The organism is Acinetobacter courvalinii (genome assembly GCF_014635545.1).
Classification (GTDB): domain Bacteria; phylum Pseudomonadota; class Gammaproteobacteria; order Pseudomonadales; family Moraxellaceae; genus Acinetobacter; species Acinetobacter courvalinii.
The window spans coordinates 1,832,922-1,856,409 of record NZ_BMDA01000001.1; the positions used below are offsets into that span (position 1 = coordinate 1,832,922).

Sequence of the window (23,488 nt, forward strand, 5' to 3'; positions counted from 1 at the left end):
TCGACTGGAGTAGAGGTTGATATCAGCTTAAAAATTAAAATAAATTTTAGAGAATTACAGATTCAGACTTGAAATATCCCGGTTACCCTCGATTTAATAGAATAAGTTCAATCTTTTTAGCCTCTCGCTTTATGAAAAATCAAAACAGTCCAGAAATCATTAAAATTCAAGATCAAAATTTCGGTAATCATGTCGAACATTGGAACTTATTGACAGATACACCCGAAACTGATGTTCCCAAATGGTTAGGACTGGCCCTTGATGCACCGGTTATGCCAATGGGGCTATGTGAAGATGAACATGAGATGGATCAGGCATTCTGGTTGATTCAGGGCCCAAGCGGTGAATCTGTTTCGATTAACCAGATCATTGCGGTTGAAGACCAGAAACCACGTGCATTAAAAACTGCTTTTCCAAGTTTCGAAAGCCCGTATAAATATGATGCTAAAATTGAGCGAATTATTACCTGTGATTCTGCCACTCAGGCCGTATTACGATTAAATTTAAATAAAGATACCACCATTTATGCCTTTGATAATCTATTCAGTGTAAATAGCTGTCAATATGACAAAAATCAAAGCTATAAAGTTCAATTTAATGCTTGGGCCTATGAATTGGAAGCAGTGGCTGCAGATGAGAAAATCATTGTAGACGATCCTGCTTCGATTAAACATCATCGCGCTTTAAATGCAATTTTGGCAGAACATAATGGTGTAGCGCCTGAAAACTTACAGGAACTGATTAATGAGTGGCAGCCAAAAACACCAGAAGATCAAGAACCTGTCACGGTCGACTTTTCTAAAATGGTGGCTTATTTATTTGGTGAAACTTTAGGTCAGGAAGATGAAGCCTGGTTCCAGGGTAATATTGTTGGTAAAACTCAAATGCAGTTTATGCAGGATGAATATACCCTGTATGACGTAACCCTGGTTTTAGAAGATGATTTACCAGCAATCCTGATTCGTATTGCCACTAAAAACCAATTGTATAGAAACTTTAACATTGGCCAATATATTCGTGGCAACCTATGGATTCAGGCCAATATTTATGCTAAAACTGCTCTTGAGTGACAAAAAATCACATAAATGGCATTTTAGGCGTTCTAATGAAAATTATACCAGAACAAACAACCACCAGTCTGATTCATTCGAGTGATCAAGGTCTTAAACTTGATGTTGGTGCTTTTTGCTTTTTCTTACTCGGTATGTTCTTAGCAGCACTTATTTTTCATCAAATTGGCTTTTTCTGATTTTTGCCCATACCCTTATTCATATATATAAAAGCCCTCAATGATGAGGGCTTTTATTTTAACTGCTATTTATGGCTTAACCATGACGTTTCGCAAAATCATCCATAAAGTTAACAAGAGCCTGTACACCTTCTAACGGGACGGCATTATAAATACTTGCACGCATGCCTCCCACTGAACGGTGGCCTGCCAAGTTCAATAAGTGATGCTGTTCAGCTTCTTGCAAGAAAGTCTTTTCAAGTGCTTCATCCGCCAAGGTAAATGGTACATTCATCATTGAACGGTTTGGCACTGCGATCGGATTGTTATAGAAGTCACTCGAATCAATATAACCATATAATAACTTGGCTTTTTCCTGATTCACTTTATAGATGGCATCTACTCCACCCTGCTCAAGCAACCATTCAAATACCAGACCTGATAAATACCATGCGTAGGTCGCCGGGGTATTGACCATTGAACCATTCTTGGCTTGGTCTGCATATTTCAAGATGCTTGGAATTTCCGGCTTGGCTTGGTCAAGTAAATCATCGCGAATAATAAGAATGGTCAAACCTGCCGGGCCGATATTTTTTTGCGCACCGGCATAAATCAGACCAAACTTGCTGACATCCAATGGTGCAGACAAAATGCTAGATGAATAATCACAGACCAACGGTGCATTCACATCTGGAATAGCTGCGAATTGCAAACCACCAATGGTTTCATTATCTGCATAATGCACATAGGCTGCATCATTCGACAGATTCCAAGTACTCTGTTCAGTGATCGCATGTTTACCATTAATAAGCGTACCCGCTTCAACGATATTAATATCGCCATAGCGTTTCGCTTCTTTTAGCGCTTTTTCAGACCAGATGCCGGTATGGATATAGTCTGCCTTGTTATTTTTACCTAACAGGTTCAGCGGAATCGCCGAGAACTGCAAGGATGCCCCACCTTGTAAAAACAGTACTTTATAGTTTTCTGGAATGTTCATGAGCTTACGTAAGTCAGCTTCAGCCTTCTCTGCCACGGCAACGTAGTCATTGCTACGATGACTCATTTCCATGATCGACAGACCTTTGCCCTGCCAATTCAACAATTCTTGTTGAGCTTTTTCTAAAACGGCAGTAGGTAATGCAGCAGGACCAGCGCAGAAATTATAAGCACGCATGAGTTTTCCCTTGTTAAAGTGGAACAAATTGGAATGGGAATTTAATCATAGATTGGCGAAGCTTGCAGCAGCTTATGCAGTAAATATTTCAATTTGACTGCAAAAAAAGTATTAATTTTTCAATCATGTTTTGTCATTACAATTATTTTAGGCCAAACTTGCCAGCCCTTTTCCCGAACCTAAAACGTCCCGGTTTTTCACCATTTTATTTAGATTAAAAACTCTACTTTTTACAAATTCACTACACCAATCTGAGCCATATAACTATTTAATTAAAAACATAATATTTTAATTTTATAAAAAGAATTTAGACTAACGCAGGATATTATTAAATTGCGACATAACCTGATGTTGAAACAACATGACCGACCGGATTTCAAGGTCAAGCGCTTTCCCAAAATGTTAAGCTTGAGTATAAGCCTGATCAGCTGTGCCTTATTTTCATCTTCTGTATGGGCCCAGACATTCAGCTATAGCGAGGCTGAACAGTATGTGGTCGAAAATGCCTATGCCTCCCAAGCCCAACAAGCTCTGCAACAAGCTTCACAACTTGAGATGGAAGCGGTTAAAAACTTGGGCCTTCCCCGTATTGATTTAAATGCCCGTGCTTATTCATTTCATAGTGAAACCAGCGTGCCTTTAGGATCAAGCAAACGACGACTGGAAAATTCGCTGACCCGTGGTTTTGATGACAAATTATCGCAATGGGGAAATGTATTACCGCCTGAAGTGATTGATCAGGTTAGTCAGGGATTTGATCAAACCGTAAGTGAAGGCTTGAATCAGGTGCCGAACAATGTCGATGTTACGGTTAAAGACCATGATGTGCGTACCTCAGTTTCCATGGTGATGCCGCTCTATACCGGCGGTAAAATTAGCAGCGCCAAACAGATTGCCACCATTCAGGCACAACGCTCAAACATTAGCGAAAAACAACAACAAGACTCGCAACGTTTTGAGATGATCCAGTCTTATTTTAATGTGCAATTACAGCAGCAATTACTCAATGCCAGCCTGTTTAATTTAAATGCCATGCAGGAACATTATGACAATGCTCTTAAACTGGAGAAGCAAGGCTTTATTAATAAGGGCCAGCGCATGCAATTTGAGGTAGCACGTAATAATGCGCAACGTAGCTATCAAAATGCTCAATCGAACTTACAAGCCAGTCAGTTTAGCCTGCAAAATTTGCTTAAAACCAGAGAAAGTTTAAATCTCACTACGCCGCTGTTTGTGAATAATACACAAAACCATTCTCTGGATAAAATGCTGGCAAATTATGATCAGAATTCCAGTCTGATTAAAAAGCTGCAAATGGATACCCAACTGGCCAATGAAAATGTCAAGGTTCAGCAGTCAGCCAAAAAACCGAGTGTTTTTGCCTTTGGTGAATATGGACTGGACAGCAAAGAGAACTGGATTGTCGGCGTCATGGCAAAATACAATTTATTTTCGGGCATCGATAACAATAAAAATATCCGGGCAGCCGAACTTAAAAAGTATGCAGCCGAACTGATGACCGAACGCACCAAGCAGGAAGTCGAAAATGTGTTGTATAAGTCTTATAGCGAATTAAGTTCCTCACAGAATAGCCATCAATTGCTGGTTCAAAACACCAAAGCGGCACAAGAAAACTTACGTATCCAGCAGCTTTCCTTTAAGGAAGGTATGGGCACGGCGACACAAGTGATTGATGCACAAAATGCCCTCAGTGCTTTAAAAAGTGAAATGGCGCTTAATTCATATAAATACATTTTATCTTTAGCAACACTTTTACAAAGCTATGGCTCGATTGATGAGTTCAAGCTGTATGTTCATCAACCACGTACTGACTATATCCGTTAATTGGAGAATTTTATGAGCCAAGATCAATCATCATCCAATTCAGAACGCGATAAAAATCAAGTGGACAACAAGACTGAAACGCAAGCGTCTGAATCTGCTCAAGCACAAGTGAGCGCGACTGAGCAAATTGCACAGCCACAACCTGAGACATCAAATTCCAATACACCCCAGCCACCGAACGAGCCAGCTAAAAAAGGCAAGGCAAAAATCATCGGCCTGATTATTTTGATTCTACTTTTGGGTTTAATCGCTTTTGGCTTGTGGAAAGCCTATCAACCGCAAGCTATTGAGTTGCAAGGTCGGGTTGAGTCAGAAACCGTGCATATCAGCACCAAAGTACCTAGTCGTATCGAAGAGTTCTATGTTTCTGAAGGCCAGCCGGTTAAGAAAGGTCAGGCACTGGTTCGTTTTGTTAGCCCGGAACTTGAAGCGAAAAAAGAACAGGCTCAAGCAGCTTTACAAAGTGCAACTGCATTCCATTCCACTGTGTATCGTGGTGCTCAACAAGAAAATATTGAGACCCTGTATGCCAACTGGCAAGCCATGAAAACCCAGGCAGAATTGGCAGCAACCACCTATAAACGTGGTGAAACCCTTTATCAGCAAGGGGTGATTTCTCGTCAACGTCGCGATGAAATGCGGGCTGCACAGACCTCTGCACGTGAAACTGCCGAAGCTTCTTATCAACAGTATGCCCGTGCCAAACGTGGTAGTACCGAACAACAGAAATCGACTGCAGATGCACAAGTTGCGATGGCACAAGCGGCAGTCAAAGAAGCCAACGCATTAACAGCAGAAACCAAACTGTATTCACCAACTGACGGAACTGTTTCTAAGACCTATGGTAAACCGACTGAGTTAGTCGCAACAGGCGTGCCTGTGGTCAGTATTATCGAAGACCACGATTTGTGGGTCAGCTTAAATGTCCGCGAAGACATGTACAGCGCTGTGTATCAAATGAAAACCATTGAAGGTTTTATTCCGGCTTTAAACCAGAAAGTCACTTTTAAAGTCAAAAACATTGATGCCGAAGGTGATTTTGCAACCATTAAAACCACGCGTCAAACTGGTGGTTATGACATCCGCAGCTTTAAATTCCATTTGGTGCCCGAGCAACGCATTCCAGATTTAAAAGTCGGTATGAGCGTACTCTTCAAAATCGAAGAGGCCAAATAACCGATGTTTGCTGTCATGCTTCGGGAATTACGCTATCTCAAACGCCATAAAGTCGATCTGTTTATGGCGGTTATCGCCCCATTGCTGGTGATTTTGCTGTTTGGCAGTATGTTTTCAGCCGGTAAGGCTGAGCATCTGCCCATTGTAGTGATTGACCAGGACCAGAGTGAAATGAGCCGTAAGGTGATTCGTAGCTTAAGTCTGAACCATACGTTACAGGTCAAGACCATTACCGCCAGTCAGGATGAAGCCGAACACCTGATCAACAAAACCGAAGCCTGGGGATTCGTGATGATCCCCGAAGGTGCTGAACAACGGCTGGTCAAAGCCCAAGATGCACAAATCAGTATCGCCTATAACCAGTCATTTTTTAGTATCGGGAATACCATTTCCTCAGCCATGCTGATCAGCACCCTGAATGGCATGGCGGAATATATGGGACAAAGCTATCTGTCCAATACGATCCCCTATCTGGACATGCCCACCCCACACATCAAGATCTCGACCTTATATAACCCAAGCATGAGTTATGAGTTATTTCTTGAACCGTTTATGGTGCCAGCCGTTTTACACTTATTGCTCTGTTGCTGCGTGGCTTTTGCCATAGGGCAAGAGTTTAAGCGCAAAACAGTGGGTGAATGGGTCAGTTCCAAACAAGTGGTTTCCAGCCTACTCGGTAAAATATTGCTCTATGTCTTTATTTTCTGTGCCTGGACCTGGTGCTGGATGTTCTGGTTAGCACAGATCCGCGGTTACTTCATTGCAGGTTCACTCACGCTGATTTTGGTAGCACAATTTTTACTGTATTTTTCCTATGCTGTGATCAGCAGCACCGTGGTACTCGCCACCCAAAACCTACCTAAAACCTTTGGTTTTATTGCTCTTTATGGTGGTTCTTCACCCAGCTTCTCAGGAATTACCTTACCCTTGAACAATGCGCCTGCATTTACCCAGTTCTGGTCAATGATTATTCCCTATACCCCTTATGCCAAGCTGCAAACCGAACAGTGGATTATCGGCAGCGATCTGCATGTCTCAGTGGTTCCCTTTGCTATTTTGCTGGTCTTCGCGAGCTTATTCTTTGCGTTAAGCGTGCGTCTGTTGAAGAAAAATACTCAGGAGCTGAGCGCATGAAGTCATTTTTCAGCTATTACCTACAGACCTTTAAGAATATTTTTGCCAATAATTCGGTATTCACCACCCTGATTGCAGCAACCCTGCTGTATAGCTTCTTCTACCCAACCGCTTATAAAGCACAAACCGCAGAAGATATTCCGATTGTGATTGTGGACGAAGAACAAAGCATTTTGACTTCAAAAATCATTAGTCAGACGTCGAATAGTCCGCATATCAAGATCACCACGGTGACGGATAATTTTCTGGAAGCACAGCACATGGTGCAGAACCAGCAAGCTGAAGGTATCTTGTTACTCCCCGAGAACCTCACCAATAGCTTGAAACGCGGGGAAATGGGCGGCATTGGCCTGTACTTGAGTACAGCCTATTTTATTCGGACCAAAGAAGTTGGCGTAGGTTTGGCAAGCTCAATCGAATACACCCTGAAAGAACATTTAGAGAAATTCGGTAATGCCTCTGCTTTCGAACCAGAACTTTCGATTCATCAGATTCCCTTATTCAATACCATGTCAGGTTATGGCAGTTATATCTTCCCTGCTGTGGCCAGCCTGATCATTCATCAGACTATTGTGTTGGGTCTTGCCATGCTGATTGCCAGTTACCGTGAACAGGGCTGGGTCGCAAAACCGGTTGAATTCTGGGCCACATTTGCCGCCATTTTTACCACCGGTTGCCTTAGCTGTCTATATTTATTCGGCTTTACCTTCTGGTTGTATGAATTTCCACACGGCGGAAACTTCTGGGGCATGCTTCTGGCCGTTCCAATCTATGTCAGCTGTGTGATTGGCTTAGGCATGCTGCTCGGTTCACTGGTGGATATGCCTGAACGGGTTGGGCATCTGATTGTGGTGACTTCTGTTCCATTGTTCTTACTGACTGGCACAGCGTGGCCTCACGAAGCCATGCCGCACTGGATGCAATGGTTGGCCTGGATATTTCCTTCAACGCATGGTGTCCAGATGTTTGTCCAGCTCAATCAAATGGGTGTCCCGACCTCAATTGTGGTACCAAAACTAATTTATCTAGCTACTGTCGCTGCAATTTTACTGGCAATTTCTTATTACCGTTTAGTAATGATGCAACCCATAAAAAAAGGAAGCTCATAAGCTTCCTTTTTTATTACCTCAATGATTACGCTTCAGGCGCATCATCTTTTGGCTCAGCAACCACTTCTTCAGAAGTCACTGTTTCAGCTTCGGTATTTTCAACTTCATCTATAGCATCTAACTCTTCGTCATCTTCTACAGCTTCAATCGAAACCACGCCCACAAGGGTTTCAGCATCGCTTAAGCGGATCAAGCGTACACCTTGCGCATTACGGCCTGTGGTTGCCACTTCAGCAGCACGGGTACGTACTAATGTACCGCCGTCAGAAATCAACATCAGTTCTTTGCTTTCATCAATCGATACTGCACCCACTAGCTCACCATTACGTTCGCTGGTCTTGATCGCAATTACACCCTTACCGCCACGTTTCTTGGTCGGGAAGTCATCTACCGGTGTACGTTTACCATAACCGTTGGCACATGCACACAGCACTTCACCCGTTTCAGGTACAACTACAAGCGAAACAATACGGCTGATGACATTTGAATCTGATGAATCATCATTGTCATCGCTGTCATCATTTTCAACATCGGCATCTTCAGCTTCGATACTGTTGCTGGCGAAGCTGACGCGCATACCACGCACACCTTTGGCGGTACGACCCATCGCACGAACATCAGTTTCAGCAAAACGGATCGCCTTACCTTCATTCGAGAACAGCATGATCTGCTGGTTACCATCGGTAATCGCAACACCGATCAAGGTATCTTCTTCATTTAGCTCAATTGCGCGTAAACCGTTTGAACGGACATTGCTAAATTGTGCCAGTTCAACACGTTTTACCGTACCTGATGCAGTCGCCATAAATACATAATGGTTCTCAGGGAATTCAGTCAACGGTAAAATAGCAGTAACGGTTTCATTCGCTTCCAGAGGAAGTAAATTGATAATTGGACGACCTTTGGCACCCCGAGAGGCTTGCGGCACTTCAAATACGCGTAAGCGATATACCTTGCCGACATCGGTAAAGCACAGCACGGTTGCATGGTTCGACGCCACAATTAAATGCTGGATGATGTCATCATCTTTCATAGCAGTGGCAGACTTACCACGACCACCACGACGTTGCGCCTGATAATCAGAAAGCGGTTGGGTTTTCGCATAACCGGTTTGAGACACAGTCAATACAACTTGCTCTTCAGGAATCAGGTCTTCACGACAGAAATCAACACCAGACTCGACAATCTCAGTACGGCGGCCATCACCATATTGTTGCAAGATCAACGCCAGCTCTTCACGAATTACGTTCATCAACAAATTGAAGTCATTCAGAATCGCTGTTAATTCAGCAATTTGGCCTAAGATTTCAGTATATTCAGCGTGTAACTTGTCTTGTTCCAAGCCCGTTAAACGGTGTAAACGCAATTCTAGAATCGCGCCAACCTGAGTTGGTGACAAGCGATAAATATCACCTGACAAGCCAAATGGACGTGCCGGATCTTCGCCTTCAATCTCGTCTGGACGAACAGAAATCGCGCCTGCTTTTTCAAGTAAGGCAACCACACCGCCACCTGCCCATTCGCCAGCCTGTAAACGCTCACGCGCCTCAGCCGGATTGGCAGAAGTCTTGATAGTCTCAATAATGGCATCAATATTAGCCAAGGCAACGGTCAAACCTTCCAAGATATGACCACGCTCACGCGCCTTACGCAGTTCGTACATGGTACGACGCGTCACAACTTCTTGGCGGTGACGGATAAATGCCGCAATAATATCTTTGAGGTTCATCAACTTCGGCTGACCATTATCCAGGCAGACCATGTTGATACTGAACGAGTTTTGAAGCTGAGTATGCAAGAACAGGTTATTCACTGCAACTTCTGCATTTTCGCCACGTTTCAAGTCGATGGCGATACGCATCCCTTCTTTATCAGACTCGTCACGAAGCTCAGAAATACCTTCAATTTTCTTTTCTTTAACTAACTCAGCAATACGCTCAATGGTTTTTGCCTTGTTGACCTGATAAGGAATTTCAGTAAAGACGATCGTGGTACGACCTGTTTTCTGGTCTTCTTCGAAGTGATATTTACCACGAATATGCAAACGGCCCTTACCGGTACGGTAGGCATCTACAATGCCCGATTTACCGTAAATAATACCGCCTGTAGGGAAATCCGGGCCCGTGATGTGCTCCATCAACCCTTCTACAGAAATATTCGGATTATTGGCATACGCCAGACATGCATTGACCACTTCGGTCATGTTGTGTGGCGCCATGTTGGTCGCCATACCCACTGCAATACCAGTCGTACCGTTAATCAGTAGATTTGGAATACGCGTTGGCATCACCTGAGGAATACGCTCGGAACCGTCGTAGTTATCTTCCCAGTCAACCGTATCCTTTTCCAGATCGGCCAAAATTTCATGGGTGAGCTTTTGCATACGAACTTCGGTATAACGCATTGCTGCCGCGCTATCCCCATCGACCGAACCGAAGTTACCCTGACCATCCACCAGCATGTAACGCAAACTAAAGTCCTGCGCCATACGAACGATTGTTTCATATACTGCGCTATCACCATGCGGGTGATATTTACCGATTACGTCACCGACAACACGAGCAGACTTTTTGTACGCTTTGTTATAATCATTGCCCAATTCGTGCATCGCATATAATACGCGACGATGAACAGGTTTTAGACCGTCTCTCACATCTGGCAATGCACGAGATACGATTACGCTCATCGCGTAATCTAGATATGAATGCTTGAGTTCGTCCTCAATGGCAATCGGTCTGATTTCCGATACGCTCATGCATACTCCTTGTTTACAGGTAGAGAGTTGTACCTGTTTTTATGTCTTCAATCTTGCAAAAATTCAGTTCAAAGACTTGAACTAAAATAAAAAATACAGCGAAAAATTATAGCATAAAGCACAAAATAACGGTAAGTTTAAGCCTGCAAAAATAGCATTTTTTTACAATAAAAAGGATATATAAATGAATGACTTAAAATTACTAAAAACAGAAAAGCGCCGATAAAAATACTTTGCTCAGCGGTTTGGATAAAAAAGCAGCAAAACCTGTTGCAAAAGTCGCTGATTGAGCGCAATTCTGTATCGGTTAAGCCCCGAGCTAAACCGTTTAAAAAGTCTCTATTTTTATTGATAGGGCTTGGGAGAAAGCTCTGATTGCATCGCCGGCATAAGCTTGTCCTGTTCAGTCACCCGATCCTGCTGCATAAAATAAAAAGCAGAACAGAACAGCGCCAAGATAAATGGATTTTCGTAGAGCTCTTCCACGATATCCTGATTCGCATGATTACTGAGCGACAAGGTGTCAATAAAGCGATGATGCTCGATACTATCCGCCAGAAATAATGACAAAATCGCAATCAGTAAATACCAGAACGGCAACTTGAGCTGTTGCCACTTATACTTGATTTCAGCTCTTAAGTGCGGAGAAAACAGCATCAGAACCACAGGTGCAATCACAAAAATTGAAATGATCCGATAATAGACATGCGGAACTTCAGGAAAAAAATCACGACCCCAACTAATGCTTCGTCCAAAGAACATCAACCACCACGCCATGGCCCAGATCCAGAACCATTTCTTCTGCTCAGTTAAGGTCTTGGGTTTGACATAGAACCAGGTGAACGGAACACAAGCCAACAACACAATGGCCTGAAAGGCTTCCAGGACATGGACATTCCATGTCAACAGTACAGCACTTTGGGCAATGGCTAGAAAAGCGGTAAGAGATAAAAGGGAGAATAAAAACAATACAACGCCATTTAAGCGGAAATCTAACTTCATTATTCAACAAAAAAATCAGCGAAAATAAAAGTCTAACAAAAGTGTACTAATCAGTACACTTTTAGCTTGATTGAAATTAACCATTAAGAAAAACTTAAATTAATACGATTTAAATCAGTATGTTAATTAGAAACAGTATCGTTGCATAAAGGAAACGCTCTGTCTCATAAGCTTGAAGCTTCTATCCGCAAAGAAAAAATCAAAGCCACCCTTCACTGTTCTGGGCGATATTGGGCTGGAATCCATTGATAGCCATGCGCATTCTTGCCGATATGACCAATGCCAGGAAAAGCCACATGTGCAGCGCCAATCCACCATTGATGCTGATAGGCTTGTTCAAAGATATGTTTACGCACTGCAATAGCACTTCGGGAATCCGTATCCGGTTTATAGCTGGCTTCGGGATAAGGAAATTGCACCGCAGCATAATGCACCACATCCCCCAGTCCCAAAAATTTTTGTCTATTTTGTCCATCCACCAGATATGAGGAATGGCCGTCGGTATGCCCCTGCGTGGTGATCAGTTGTACATTGGGCACATGGAAAGAGGTTTTGGTAAAGGCATTCAACTGTCCTGCCTGCTGATAAGGTTGTAATGCATCGCGGGTCATTTTAAATAAAGGTTTGAAGAAATCCGTGGCTTTTGCTTCGTTCTCTGCTGATGTCCAATAGTCCACATCCGCTTTGGCCAGATATACCCTGGCATTTGGGTAGAGCATTTTTCCGTTTAAGCTAATGCCACATAAATGATCAGGATGGGCATGGGTAATCAAAATCGTATCAATCTGCTCGGGTTGTACCCCTGCCTTTTTCAGGTTTTCCGGAACATGTCCCAAGCTTGGGCCAAAGCATTGGGACGTGCCAGCATCAATTAAAATATTCTGGGTCGGAGTTTGGACCAGATAAGCCGAAAAGTCAGTCACGATCTGATTGTGCTCATCGACAGGTACAAAATTCTGAGCAAATAACCGGTTGGCTTTTTGCGATGAAATTCCCAGCAAATCGCTACGAGGCAAGCCAAGTTCGCCGTCAAACAGCGCCGTCACTTTCAGATTTCCAATCGGTTGTAAAAAATATCCTGCGACCTGCTTGAGCTGGGGACTGGATTCAGCATGGACCGTAGCTGCACTAAACAATAATGCAATCAGGATCGGTTTCAATAATTTCACGTCCATCACCTCGATATTGGATTGATTTAACTCTAAGTATTTCTAGTGTTCAAAATCGCTCAATCATCGACGTGAATCGCTCAATCTGGATAATTACAAAGCTAAAACGTTAGGATCAACCTGATAACGCTGTATGAATCGGGCACGGAACGTCGTAACCGATTGATAGCCGGACTTCGCTGCAATCGTTTTCATCGGCAGTTTGTTTGAATACAACAACTCCAGTGCATAGGCAAGCCTAGCACGGGTAATGATTTCTCTTAGAGAAGTCTGTTCCTGACTGAGTTTACGCCGCAATGTGGCACTGCTTAAACCTAGGCGCGCCTCAATTTCACTGGATTGCCATGCATGTTGTGGTTGCTCCAGCACCCACTGGTAAATTCGTTTGGAGAGTTGTGGAGCAGGAACAATCAATACATCGGAACACTGCTGTTGACATAGCTGCACCAGTATCGCTGCAATCGACAAACGTGCCTTGACCAGATCCTGTTCAAATAAAGCGGTTTGCCAGCTTAGAAGATGAGGGGCAAAATCATGGATTGAAAACCGTAAGATTGCTTCTGTTTTATCGGTAATCGGTTTGGCCCAGATCATCTGTGCAGCCTGAATCACCTCTTCACACATCGGCACCAGAATGGTTAGATATTCGCCCGTTTCCGGATCTGGAATATTGACGGTATCGGCAACAGTATCGGGCTTGATAATAAACAGGTCACCCGCACTGAGATTCACCTGTTGATGATGCAGCGTTAATTGTTTTTGCCCATGCAGAATCATGCCCATATGCAACTGGTTCACTTGAATATTCGCTAGCCCATGCTGTTTTTTCGCCCGAATACATAAGTAATCCCGCGCCATATCTGCACGTGCCAAGCTGACCAGCGAACCATGTAAATGCTGTGCATCCATCGTAGCAGCAGAATCAATATTCATCATCTATCCAATAAAAAACGCCCTTGTGCAATGTATAGCACAAGGGCGTTTTCTTGAATAAGTAGCAGACTATAAATTACAGTTTACTTACCAATTCTGGAACAACAGTGTTTAAATCACCGACTAACCAGTAGTCAGCAACGCTGTTGATTGGGGCTTCTTCATCTTTGTTGATTGCAACAATCACTTTAGAGTCTTTCATACCTGCCAAGTGCTGAATCGCACCTGAGATACCAATCGCCATATAAAGATCAGGCGCAACGATTTTACCCGTTTGACCAACCTGGAAGTCGTTTGGTACGAAGCCAGCATCTACCGCAGCACGTGAAGCACCTTGAGCAGCACCAAGCTTGTCAGCTAATGGGTCAAGGACTTTGTGATAGTTCTCACCAGAACCTACACCACGACCACCAGAAACAACGATACGTGCAGCAGTTAACTCTGGACGATCAAGTTTCACGATTTCTTCGTTTACAAAGGTAGAAATACCAGCATCTTTTGCTTCAGCAACCGCTTCAACTGCAGCAGAACCACCTTCAGCAGCAACTGCATCAAATGCTGTACCGCGAACGGTACCCACGATGATTGCTTCGTCAGATTGAACAGTTGCAATCGCGTTACCCGCATAGATCGGACGCTTGAATGTATTTGCAGATTCAACAGCGATGATGTCTGAAATCATGCTAACGTCAAGGAGTGCAGCAACACGTGGAAGGATGTTCTTACCCGTTGTTGTAGATGCAGCTAATACGTATTTGTAACCACCTTTCGCGATGTCAGCAACTAAGCCAGCAACGTTTTCAGCCAATTGGTTTGCATAAGCAGCATTGTCAGCAAGTAATACTTTGCTCACACCAGCAACTTTAGCAGCAGCGTCTGCAACTGCTTGAGCGCCAGAACCAGCAACCAATACAGTAATATCACCACCGATTTTTTGAGCTGCCGCAACAACGTTTAAAGTTGCACCGTTAAGTGTCTGGTTGTTGTGATCAGCGATAACTAAAATACTCATGATTTTATCCTTCTGTATTAGATCACTTTCGCTTCGTTTTTCAATTTTTCAACAAGCTCGTCTACAGACTTCACTTGTACGCCAGCTTTACGTTCAGCAGGAGCTTCAACTTTAATTGTTTTAAGCTTAGTACCTGTTGCAACGCCATAATCAGCAGGTGATTTGGTATCAAGTGGCTTTTTACGCGCTTTCATGATGTTTGGAAGAGCAGCATAACGTGGCTCATTCAAACGTAAGTCAGTCGTGATGATTGCAGGAAGTGCAAGCTCAACAGTTTGTAAACCACCGTCGATTTCACGAGTTACCTGAACTTTACCGCCGTCAACTTTAACTTCAGATGCGAAAGTACCTTGACCTGCACCCAGTAAAGCACCAAGCATCTGACCTACTTGGTTAGAGTCGTCATCAATTGCCTGTTTACCAAGAAGAATAAGTTCTGGCTTTTCAGCATCAACTACGCCTTTCAAGATTTTAGCAACTTCAAGAGCGCCAACTTCATCAGCAGTTTCAACTAAAATACCACGGTCAGCACCTAGCGCCATTGCAGAACGAATTTGTTCTTGAGCTTCTTTAGCACCCACTGAAACCACAACGATTTCAGAAACTGTTCCTTTTTCTTTTAAGCGAACCGCTTCTTCCACTGCGATTTCACAGAATGGGTTGATTGACATCTTAACGTTGGTAAGGTCAACCCCACTATTGTCCGGCTTAACACGAACTTTAACGTTGGCATCAACCACACGTTTTACAGCGACAAGAGCCTTCATGTAATCCTCGGCTGTTCTAAGCAAGTAAATGTAATGAAGAGTATTCTAACTCTTCGATTGAAACTTTTTAGGTGCCCTATCTTGCAATGTATTTGGCATTTCGGTCAAGTCACAATTTCCGCTACAGCTATAAAAAACATGAAACGCTCAGTTCACAAATTGAAAATAATGATTCATTCTATTTATTTAGCTCATCAAGATGATGAATATTAAACTTTGATTTTTTTAATATTTTATAAAATTCAACGATCTAAACCAGCATTTTTCATCAGGATTGCAATGATCTGTAACGGATCGTTTCCTGCAAATTTGATTGCCTTTTCGCTTTTATAAAAACGTGGCAATTAAGTAATAACATCAATTCAACAAATGTACGGAATAAACGGGAAAAGTAGACGACGATTAATCGTTCAAATTTGCAACATAATATATCAGGAACTCGCCTTTTGCGCCCGTGGATGGGTTTGATCATACACTTTTGCCAACTGATCAAAGTCGACATGGGTATAGATCTGGGTGGTGGAAAGATTGCTATGTCCCAACATTTCCTGCACAGAACGTAAATCGCCACTGGCAGAAAGCATATGACTGGCAAAACAATGCCGTAATAAATGCGGATGCAGGTCGACATTGACACCTGCTCGTTGCGCTTGTAATTTGACCCGATTTTCAATTTGTCGAGGCGTTAAGGCATTGCCGCGTTGCGAGATAAAAACCGCAGAATCCGCATGAAAGCCGCCTTGCCAGATCCGATAGATTTTTAGCCACTCCACCAGACTGTCTTTGGCTTTGCTTCCAAATGGGACTATGCGGGTTTTATTGCCTTTACCTGTGATACGTAATAACTGCCGATTGAAATCAATATCCTTGATGCTTAAGCCTTGCAATTCTGCCAGACGCAAACCACTGGAATATAACAGTTCCAGCATGGCTTTATCGCGCAGCCACAGCTGCTGTTCAACAGGTTTTTCAGGGGCCGCCTGATCTAGAATTTGATGAACCGTCTCAATATCAATCATGCCCGGTAAAGGACGTGGCTGGCGCTTTAATTTAAAATCTTCAGATGGATTCTGCTCCAGATATTGTCCTTGCTCCGCCCACTTCATAAATTGGCGAATAGAAGTCAAATGTCGCTGTAAAGTGCTGGAACTCAATTGATCCCGCTCAACCCGGGCAGCCAAATATTCTCTCAGGTCTGAAGCTTCAATATCCTGGAGCTGTAATTGCTTTTGTTCACAAAACCGGAAAAAATCAGTCAAGTCGCGTTGATAGGCCGCAATGGTATGTTCCGACTGATTTTGAATCATCCGTTCTTTTAACCACATCGATAGAAGTTTTGCAGGGGTTTCCAAATAACGCTCCATGCTGAAAACAAGACCTAGCGACAGTCTAGCAAATTTTTCCCTCGATTCCTGCTAAACCTGCTCGAACAATGTAGTGCACTGTACTACAATCATTTTTCAAGTTTTAAGTGGTGGCCTCATCATGACAACAATGCTTATTCCCTATCTGATCGCAATTACCCTGCTGACCATTACCCCCGGGCTTGATACCACGCTGATTATCCGTACCGCAACGCTTGAAGGTAAGGCCAAAGCATTTCAAGCGGCCTTGGGGATTAATCTGGGTTGTATCGTATGGGGAGTTATTGTGGCCTGTGGATTGGGCGCCTTATTGATGACCTCGGATCTAGCCTTTAATCTTTTAAAATGGATGGGCGCCCTTTATCTGGCCTGGTTAGGACTCAATCTGATCTTAAAACCTCGTAGCCAACTCGCTGGTCTGAATGATTCTACGACGGCGCAAAACTGGTTTATCAAAGGTTTTTGGGGCAATTTACTCAACCCTAAAGTCGGTATTTTTTATATTTCCTTTTTACCGCAGTTTATTCCCCAGTCCTCATCTCCAATCATCTGGACCATGGGCTTGGTGATGATTCATGTGGTGATTGGGTTGTTCTGGTCGATATTCCTGATTGTTGCAATGCAGTCCATTTCAGCCTATTTAAAACAACCCAAATTTATTCAATATATGGATCGGATCACAGGCAGTGTGTTTCTCCTGTTTGCACTCAAGCTGGCTTTCAGCAAACGATAAAGCATAAAAAAAGCGCGTTTTAAAAACGCGCTTTTTTTATCTGGTTTGATCACCCCTGAAAATATCTTAAATCCAGACGGGCATCATAGACATGCGTGGTTGGGCCTGTCATCCACACCACATCCCCTTCACGCCAAGCAATGTGCAATTTACCACCCGCAAGCTGAACTTCAACTTCATTGGCAAGTAAGCCACGGCGCATACCACTGACTGCGGCAGCGCAAGCCCCTGTACCACAGGCCAACGTCTCGCCAACGCCACGTTCATACACACGTAAACGAATATGCTTTTCATCAAGGATCTGCATAAACCCCGCATTGACACGTGCAGGGAAACGCGCATGTGATTCCACTTGTGGACCGATACGTTCTACATCTGCCGTTAATACATCAGGGACGATGGTCACCGCATGCGGATTTCCCATGTTCACCACATCAATATTAATGCTTTGATTGTCTGCCAATGCAAGTGCATATAAGCCTTCAGTATCTTCATGCGCTTGCGTCACAAACGGAATCTCTTCTGGAAGAAACTTCGGTTGCCCCATATTGACACGCACCCAGCCATTGGCACCCAATTCAGGTTCAACAATCCCCGCTTTGGTTTGTACACGGATTTTGGTTTTGGTGGTCAGTTGACGCTCATGGACAAAACGGGCAAAACAACGCACCCCATTACCGCATTGTTCCACTTCAGAACCATCGGCATTGAAAATTCGATATTTAAAATCAACGTCCGGTAAATCAGGTGGTTCAACAATCAATAGTTGATCAAAACCCACCCCAAAATGACGATCTGCCAAACGCTGAATCGTGACTGTATCTAAATAAGCACGCTGGGTCACCAGGTCAACGACCATAAAATCATTGCCCAAACCATGCATTTTGGTAAATTCTAAATACATCTCAACTTATTCCTCAGGCAATAAACGTTCTTTTTCCCAAAGTGATTCTATGGTTTCACGCTCACGAATTAAATAGGCTTGATCACCACTGACCATCACTTCGGCAGCTCGACCACGGGTATTATAATTAGAGCTCATCACAAAACCGTATGCACCGGCACCCAGCACCGCCAGTACATCATTTTCCTGAAGCGCCAAATCACGCTCTTTACCGAGGAAATCGCCAGTTTCACAGATCGCACCGACCAAATCCCATGTTTTCACTTCAACATCAGCACTCGGATTCACCGATTGAATATCCATCCATGCTTCATATAAGGCAGGACGAATTAAATCATTCATGGCCGCATCAATAATGGCAAAGTTACGGTGACTGGTTGGTTTGAGTAAATCTACTTTGGTTAATAATGCGCCCGCATTGGCAGAAATACTACGCCCCGGCTCCATATAGACTTTGAGGCCCAGCTTTTCTAAAGCAGGACGCATGGCATTGGCATATTCTTCAACGCTTGGCGGCGTTTCATCTTTATAACGCACACCTAAACCACCACCGATATCAATATGTTTGAGGTTGATCCCCAGACTTTTCAACTGCTCGATCATTAAAATGACACGATCCAGTGCATCGACAAAGGGTTGCGTTTCAGTCAACTGTGAACCGATATGGCAATCGATTCCGACAATCTCCAGATTCGGCAATGACGCTGCATATTGATAGGTTTCATTCACCGTATCGCTTGGAATACCAAACTTGTTTTCTTTCAAACCGGTTGAGATATAAGGATGCGTATTGGCATCCACATCAGGATTTACACGTAACGAAACCGGTGCTTTTTTGCCAAGTTTTGCTGCGACTTTCTGAATGCGGTCCAGTTCGGCATGCGACTCCACATTAAAGCAGGCAATCCCAACATTTAAAGCCTTTTCGATATCGGCTTCAGATTTACCCAAACCGGAGAAAACAATTTTTGCAGGTTCACCACCGGCTGCCAGTACCCGTGCCAATTCGCCACCTGTCACGATGTCAAAACCCGCACCCACTTTTGCCAATACACGAAGAACAGCCAGATTTGAGTTTGACTTCACTGCAAAACAGATTTGATGATCAATAAAATCAAAAGCACGATGCATATCCAAATAATGCTTTTCAAAAGTGGCTTTTGAATACACATATAAAGGCGTGCCATATTGCTGCGCGAGCTGATCCAGTGAACATTGCTCAGCGTGCAATACTCCATTAATGCGAGTGAAACTCATGAAGATGTCCTTATTTACAAACTTAAGGTGAGATGGTCTGTGATTGTGGCAATGATGTTGCCTGGCTGTCCTGTTCTACTTCATCAGTGTTTACATCGGATGAGGTTTTAGCCTGAGTTGCTTCATTTTTATAAAGCAGATATTTTGCGCGTTTGTCTTGATTTGGATCAGATGGCAAATGCAATTCACCCGTCTGGCCACAGGCAGTTAAAACAATACTGCTTAATAATAAACTGATCGAACAAATGACTTTAAGCATCTGAGCACCTAACTTTTACAATTCGGAGCAGTATAGCGTGATCATTGGATTGGCTAAAGTCTAAACTTGAATGAATCAGGCAATAACCATAAAAAAACGCCGACTTTAAAGGTCGACGTTTTGATACTTTAATCTGGTTACTGCTTATTTTTTTCTATAGAAGAAATAACCAATCGCCAGAATGACAAACCAGATCGGGCTGACTTTGAGCGATTCTAATGTGGTTTCATCCAGTGCAAGGAAGTAAATCGTTGCAAGGAAGAATAAAATCACGACCCAGCAAGTGAACACGCCACCTGGAAGTTTAAAGCTTGATTGCGCATGCAACTCTGGACGGTTTCTGCGGTAGTTAATATAACTCCACATGATAATGATCCATACGCAGATGAACAGAATGGTTGAGAGCGTTGTTGCAAGCGTAAATGCTGTGACTTCATCATTGGTACCGGTCTGCAACTTATAAACAAACTGCACAAATGCACCGATAAAGATACAGATTGACGAGAAGATCAATGCTTTTGATGGAACAGCCGATTTAGACAGTTTTCCAAACAGTTTAGGCGCCTGCTGATCTGTTGATAGACCAAACAACATACGGCTGGTCGAGAAAACACCACTGTTCATGGATGACATCACCGAAGACAACACCACCAGATTCATGATAATCGCAGCCGAGGCAATACCTGCTTGTGAGAAGATGTTAACGAATGGACTCACTTTAGGATTGATCTGATCCCAAGGCGTCACACACATCACCACAAACAAGGCCAATACATAGAAAATAATGATACGGATCGGAATCGAGTTAATCGCTTTTGGTAAGTTACGTTTTGGATCTTGCGTTTCAGCAGCCGTGGTACCGACCAGTTCCACCCCGACAAAGGCGAAAATTGCAATCTGGAAGCCCGCTAAAAACCCTTCCAGACCTTTCGGGAACATGCCGCCATGGGTCCAGAGATTTGAAACACTTGCGACTGTTCCTGAAGCATTGGTAAAGCCGGTAAAGATCATCCATAGGCCCACCGCAATCAACACAATAATTGCAGTAATCTTCACCATTGCAAACCAGAACTCCATTTCACCGAATAATTTAACGGTGACCAGATTCAGTCCCAGTACAAACATGATCGCGACCGTACTAATCAGCAATCCGCCTAATGGTGTAAACGACTCTCCACCATTAAAGAATTCCAGATAGTAAATAATGGCCGATAAATCAGCGATACCGATGGTGACCCAACAGAGCCAGTAGGTCCAGCCGACAAAATAACCCGCCCAAGGGCCGATCAGATCGGTCGATAAATCGATAAAAGATTTGTAGTTCAGGTTAGACAATAACAGTTCTCCTAATGCACGCATTACGAAGAACACCATCAAACCAATGGTCATATAAATAAACAGGATAGATGGCCCAGCCAAACTGATGGTTTTACCAGACCCCATGAACAATCCTGTTCCGATTGCACCGCCAATCGCAATCAACTGTAGATGTCGATTAGATAGACTACGGTGAAGTCCGCTTTGCTCAGCAGCCTCACTCAGATTTTGATTCGACATTTTACAAAAACTCTCCAGTGTTTTTAATCCCTTAGCTAAAACCAGCTGTTTATAACGATACATACCCTTTTCAGTATCTTTTTTCGCTATCCATGCTTGGGCTTGTTTTAGCTAAGTAATGTTGTACCTGTATTTGTCAAAATACAATTGAATTCGATCATACGCACAAGGCCAAAACAATACAATGAACTTGTGCGGGCAACTTGGTCACCCTGAAGAAGCAATAAAAAAAAGAAGTGGCAATAAAGGCCACTTCTTGGCTATGCAAAAATGAATTTATAACTTAATCATCAGATCTTGACTGCTGTTTACGTTTAAGACGCTCTTCCCAGAAGGTTGCATTACGGATGCCGAGTTTTACCGGATCAAACACGAACTCCTTAACCCCTGCTTTCTGTTGCTCTTCGTAATCCTTCAAGGCTTTGATGGTCGGTTTCCACACAAAATAGGTCACGATAATGCCAATAATATTGATCCAGGCCATGAGGCCTACCCCAATATCACCGATACCCCAGATATAACCGGTTGCACTGATAATGCCATAGGCAACTGAAAGAATAATAAAACACTTGGTAATAAAGAGCAGTGAAGGTGTTTTGGTGATATAGCTCAGATAGGTAATATTGGTTTCTGCAATATAGTAATAAGCCACAATCGTGGTAAATGCGAAGAAGAATACAGCCAGCGCTACAAAGATTTGACCAAAACCTCCAAAAACTGTGCTGACTGCCATTTGGGTAAATGCAGGTGAACCGATTTCGGTTGCCGGCGAAACATGCTGCACAATAAACTGCCCGGCTTCTAAAGTGCCTTGTACGTTATACATACCTGTAATCAGGATCATAAAGGCTGTTGCTGAACATACAAACAGCGTATCTACATAAATCGAGAAAGCCTGTACAAAGCCTTGCTGTGCCGGATGTTGCACTTCTGCAGCTGCAGCAGCATGTGGCCCTGTGCCTTGCCCCGCCTCATTGGAATAAACACCACGTTTTACTCCCCAACCAATTGCGGCGCCGATCCCTGCCATCGGTGAAAATGCATCTGTAAAAATGAGCTTGATTACCCCAGGCAATTCCTGAATGTTCATGACCACAATAATCACCGCCATCAGGATATAACCCAGCGCCATAAAAGGTACCACCAGCTCTGCAAAGCGCGCAATCCGCTTAATGCCGCCAAAAATAATAATCGACAGTAAAGACACCACCACAATCAGCGCCAGCAATTTAAATACACCGATATCGCCAAAGACAATGGCACCCTGACCGGTAATCTGGGTAAAGGCGTTCCCGACGGCATTGGCCTGAATTCCTGGCAAAAACAGACCACACGAAACAATGGCAGCAATCGCAAACAGAATCCCTAACCAACGCTGGCCTAAACCCCGGTCAAAGTAAAAAGCAGGACCACCACGATATTGCCCCTGATATTCAACCTTGTAAATTTGACCGAGTGTGGATTCGACATAGGCAGTACTGGCACCGAGAAATGCCACCAGCCACATCCAGAACACCGCGCCTGGGCCACCGAAGCCAATAGCGGCCGCCACGCCGGCGATATTACCGACCCCGACCCGTCCCGATAAAGAGACCGACAAAGCCTGAAATGAAGAAATTCCCTGTGCGGAGGAGGAACCATTAATTAACAGTTTCGCCATTTCCTTGATCTGACGAACCTGTACAAACCGAGTTAAAATAGAAAAAAATAAACCAGCACCGAGGCATAAATAGATTAGCGCTGGACTCCAGATAATTCCATTTACCCAATTTACAATCTCTGCTGCACTCATAGACATCAACCTTTATTATATATTTTGAAAAGATAGTCACTGTTGAATTTTTCATTCGTCTGAGCATGAGCAATATCTATGCCATTCGATCAAAATCTCCTGACAACAAATAAGCAAATACACCAACACCATCCATGGAAAAAGTGAATTGAACAAAAAAAGCGATTGCTAAAAACACACGGTCTATAACTTGTAAAAGTCGTATATCATGTTATTTTTCTGAGCACTTCCCTTTAACCAATCTGCGACGAAATCATGCCGTCTTCGTTTTGTTACTCCTTAAACAACGATGGACATGTTTAGAAATTTTTCGTC

Annotated in this window: 20 protein-coding genes; 7 read left to right on the forward strand and 13 right to left on the reverse strand. The window is 43.4% G+C overall.

The genetic code is table 11. The features are described from left to right. The first annotated feature begins 131 nt into the window (after window positions 1-131). Window positions 132-1,070 (forward strand): hypothetical protein, encoded by a 939-nt coding sequence (locus IEV39_RS08390; RefSeq protein WP_005284526.1) that lies wholly within the window; start codon window positions 132-134, stop codon window positions 1,068-1,070. Window positions 1,071-1,105: 35 nt separating this feature from the next. Further along, complete coding sequence (locus tag IEV39_RS08395) at window positions 1,106-1,249, forward strand: hypothetical protein (RefSeq protein ID WP_004771301.1); 144 nt, start codon at window positions 1,106-1,108, stop codon at window positions 1,247-1,249. 76 nt (window positions 1,250-1,325) lie between these two features. On the opposite strand, the gene serC is transcribed toward IEV39_RS08395, so the two are convergent. Then, complete coding sequence (gene serC / locus IEV39_RS08400) at window positions 1,326-2,405, reverse strand: 3-phosphoserine/phosphohydroxythreonine transaminase (RefSeq protein ID WP_005284525.1); 1,080 nt, start codon at window positions 2,403-2,405, stop codon at window positions 1,326-1,328. 348 nt (window positions 2,406-2,753) lie between these two features. Between serC and IEV39_RS08405 the strand changes: the two genes are divergently transcribed. From IEV39_RS08405 to IEV39_RS08420, 4 genes are read left to right on the forward strand one after another with little or no spacing between them, the layout of a single operon-like run. Then, complete coding sequence (locus IEV39_RS08405) at window positions 2,754-4,250, forward strand: TolC family protein (RefSeq protein ID WP_005284522.1); 1,497 nt, start codon at window positions 2,754-2,756, stop codon at window positions 4,248-4,250. Between the two features lie 12 nt (window positions 4,251-4,262). Beyond that, on the forward strand, window positions 4,263-5,426 hold the full coding sequence (locus IEV39_RS08410) for an HlyD family secretion protein (RefSeq protein WP_005284518.1): 1,164 nt from the start codon (window positions 4,263-4,265) through the stop codon (window positions 5,424-5,426). Between the two features lie 3 nt (window positions 5,427-5,429). Further along, window positions 5,430-6,560: an ABC transporter permease gene (locus tag IEV39_RS08415; protein ID WP_005284515.1), complete on the forward strand. Its 1,131-nt coding sequence runs from the start codon at window positions 5,430-5,432 to the stop codon at window positions 6,558-6,560. Further along, entirely contained in the window at window positions 6,557-7,669 is a 1,113-nt protein-coding gene (locus IEV39_RS08420; protein WP_005284513.1) for an ABC transporter permease, read from the forward strand. The genes IEV39_RS08415 and IEV39_RS08420 overlap by 4 nt, the downstream gene beginning before the upstream one ends. Window positions 7,670-7,694: 25 nt before the next feature. Here IEV39_RS08420 and gyrA read toward each other — a convergent pair whose 3' ends face one another. The 7 genes from gyrA to xerA form a co-directional block, all read right to left on the reverse strand. Beyond that, on the reverse strand, window positions 7,695-10,424 hold the full coding sequence (gyrA, locus tag IEV39_RS08425; RefSeq protein ID WP_005284510.1) for a DNA gyrase subunit A: 2,730 nt from the start codon (window positions 10,422-10,424) through the stop codon (window positions 7,695-7,697). 345 nt (window positions 10,425-10,769) lie between these two features. Continuing rightward, entirely contained in the window at window positions 10,770-11,426 is a 657-nt protein-coding gene (locus IEV39_RS08430) for a hypothetical protein (protein WP_005284507.1), read from the reverse strand. 212 nt (window positions 11,427-11,638) lie between these two features. Continuing rightward, entirely contained in the window at window positions 11,639-12,601 is a 963-nt protein-coding gene (locus IEV39_RS08435) for an MBL fold metallo-hydrolase (RefSeq protein WP_371873696.1), read from the reverse strand. An 87-nt stretch (window positions 12,602-12,688) separates the two neighbouring features. After that, on the reverse strand, window positions 12,689-13,528 hold the full coding sequence (locus IEV39_RS08440) for a helix-turn-helix domain-containing protein (RefSeq protein ID WP_005284501.1): 840 nt from the start codon (window positions 13,526-13,528) through the stop codon (window positions 12,689-12,691). 76 nt (window positions 13,529-13,604) lie between these two features. After that, window positions 13,605-14,540, reverse strand: a complete 936-nt coding sequence (locus IEV39_RS08445) for an FAD-binding protein (RefSeq protein WP_004771288.1) — start codon at window positions 14,538-14,540, stop codon at window positions 13,605-13,607. A gap of 17 nt (window positions 14,541-14,557) precedes the next feature. Next, entirely contained in the window at window positions 14,558-15,307 is a 750-nt protein-coding gene (locus tag IEV39_RS08450) for an electron transfer flavoprotein subunit beta/FixA family protein (protein WP_004771287.1), read from the reverse strand. Between the two features lie 431 nt (window positions 15,308-15,738). Further along, window positions 15,739-16,632, reverse strand: coding sequence for a site-specific tyrosine recombinase/integron integrase (gene xerA, locus IEV39_RS08455; RefSeq protein WP_162137922.1), 894 nt, complete (start codon window positions 16,630-16,632; stop codon window positions 15,739-15,741). Between the two features lie 160 nt (window positions 16,633-16,792). Between xerA and IEV39_RS08460 the strand changes: the two genes are divergently transcribed. Next, window positions 16,793-17,404: a LysE family translocator gene (locus tag IEV39_RS08460; protein WP_005284495.1), complete on the forward strand. Its 612-nt coding sequence runs from the start codon at window positions 16,793-16,795 to the stop codon at window positions 17,402-17,404. A gap of 49 nt (window positions 17,405-17,453) precedes the next feature. Here IEV39_RS08460 and dapF read toward each other — a convergent pair whose 3' ends face one another. From dapF to IEV39_RS08485, 5 genes are all read right to left on the reverse strand, one after another. Next, a complete protein-coding gene (gene dapF / locus IEV39_RS08465; protein WP_005284491.1) occupies window positions 17,454-18,308 on the reverse strand; it encodes a diaminopimelate epimerase in 855 nt (284 codons plus the stop codon). Window positions 18,309-18,314: 6 nt separating this feature from the next. Then, window positions 18,315-19,565, reverse strand: coding sequence for a diaminopimelate decarboxylase (gene lysA / locus IEV39_RS08470; RefSeq protein WP_005284489.1), 1,251 nt, complete (start codon window positions 19,563-19,565; stop codon window positions 18,315-18,317). Between the two features lie 22 nt (window positions 19,566-19,587). Further along, the gene (gene lptM / locus IEV39_RS08475) at window positions 19,588-19,824 is read right to left on the reverse strand and encodes an LPS translocon maturation chaperone LptM (protein WP_005229357.1); all 237 of its coding nucleotides are present in this window, start codon (window positions 19,822-19,824) and stop codon (window positions 19,588-19,590) included. Window positions 19,825-19,968: 144 nt separating this feature from the next. Beyond that, complete coding sequence (locus IEV39_RS08480; RefSeq protein ID WP_032871928.1) at window positions 19,969-21,381, reverse strand: amino acid permease; 1,413 nt, start codon at window positions 21,379-21,381, stop codon at window positions 19,969-19,971. Window positions 21,382-21,664: 283 nt separating this feature from the next. Next, window positions 21,665-23,173, reverse strand: a complete 1,509-nt coding sequence (locus IEV39_RS08485; protein WP_005284483.1) for an alanine/glycine:cation symporter family protein — start codon at window positions 23,171-23,173, stop codon at window positions 21,665-21,667. Window positions 23,174-23,488: the final 315 nt, after the last annotated feature.

Coding starts and splice junctions, on each gene's coding strand:
- IEV39_RS08480 (WP_032871928.1), bottom strand. CDS start 21,381: ATGTCGAATCAAAATCTGAGTGAGGCTGCTGAGCAAAGCGGACTTCAC.
- IEV39_RS08430 (WP_005284507.1), bottom strand. CDS start 11,426: ATGAAGTTAGATTTCCGCTTAAATGGCGTTGTATTGTTTTTATTCTCC.
- IEV39_RS08410 (WP_005284518.1), top strand. CDS start 4,263: ATGAGCCAAGATCAATCATCATCCAATTCAGAACGCGATAAAAATCAA.
- IEV39_RS08415 (WP_005284515.1), top strand. CDS start 5,430: ATGTTTGCTGTCATGCTTCGGGAATTACGCTATCTCAAACGCCATAAA.
- IEV39_RS08390 (WP_005284526.1), top strand. CDS start 132: ATGAAAAATCAAAACAGTCCAGAAATCATTAAAATTCAAGATCAAAAT.
- xerA (WP_162137922.1), bottom strand. CDS start 16,632: ATGTGGTTAAAAGAACGGATGATTCAAAATCAGTCGGAACATACCATT.
- lysA (WP_005284489.1), bottom strand. CDS start 19,565: ATGAGTTTCACTCGCATTAATGGAGTATTGCACGCTGAGCAATGTTCA.
- dapF (WP_005284491.1), bottom strand. CDS start 18,308: ATGTATTTAGAATTTACCAAAATGCATGGTTTGGGCAATGATTTTATG.
- IEV39_RS08420 (WP_005284513.1), top strand. CDS start 6,557: ATGAAGTCATTTTTCAGCTATTACCTACAGACCTTTAAGAATATTTTT.
- lptM (WP_005229357.1), bottom strand. CDS start 19,824: ATGCTTAAAGTCATTTGTTCGATCAGTTTATTATTAAGCAGTATTGTT.
- gyrA (WP_005284510.1), bottom strand. CDS start 10,424: ATGAGCGTATCGGAAATCAGACCGATTGCCATTGAGGACGAACTCAAG.
- serC (WP_005284525.1), bottom strand. CDS start 2,405: ATGCGTGCTTATAATTTCTGCGCTGGTCCTGCTGCATTACCTACTGCC.
- IEV39_RS08405 (WP_005284522.1), top strand. CDS start 2,754: ATGTTGAAACAACATGACCGACCGGATTTCAAGGTCAAGCGCTTTCCC.
- IEV39_RS08395 (WP_004771301.1), top strand. CDS start 1,106: ATGAAAATTATACCAGAACAAACAACCACCAGTCTGATTCATTCGAGT.
- IEV39_RS08435 (WP_371873696.1), bottom strand. CDS start 12,601: ATGGACGTGAAATTATTGAAACCGATCCTGATTGCATTATTGTTTAGT.
- IEV39_RS08460 (WP_005284495.1), top strand. CDS start 16,793: ATGACAACAATGCTTATTCCCTATCTGATCGCAATTACCCTGCTGACC.
- IEV39_RS08485 (WP_005284483.1), bottom strand. CDS start 23,173: ATGAGTGCAGCAGAGATTGTAAATTGGGTAAATGGAATTATCTGGAGT.
- IEV39_RS08450 (WP_004771287.1), bottom strand. CDS start 15,307: ATGAAGGCTCTTGTCGCTGTAAAACGTGTGGTTGATGCCAACGTTAAA.
- IEV39_RS08445 (WP_004771288.1), bottom strand. CDS start 14,540: ATGAGTATTTTAGTTATCGCTGATCACAACAACCAGACACTTAACGGT.
- IEV39_RS08440 (WP_005284501.1), bottom strand. CDS start 13,528: ATGAATATTGATTCTGCTGCTACGATGGATGCACAGCATTTACATGGT.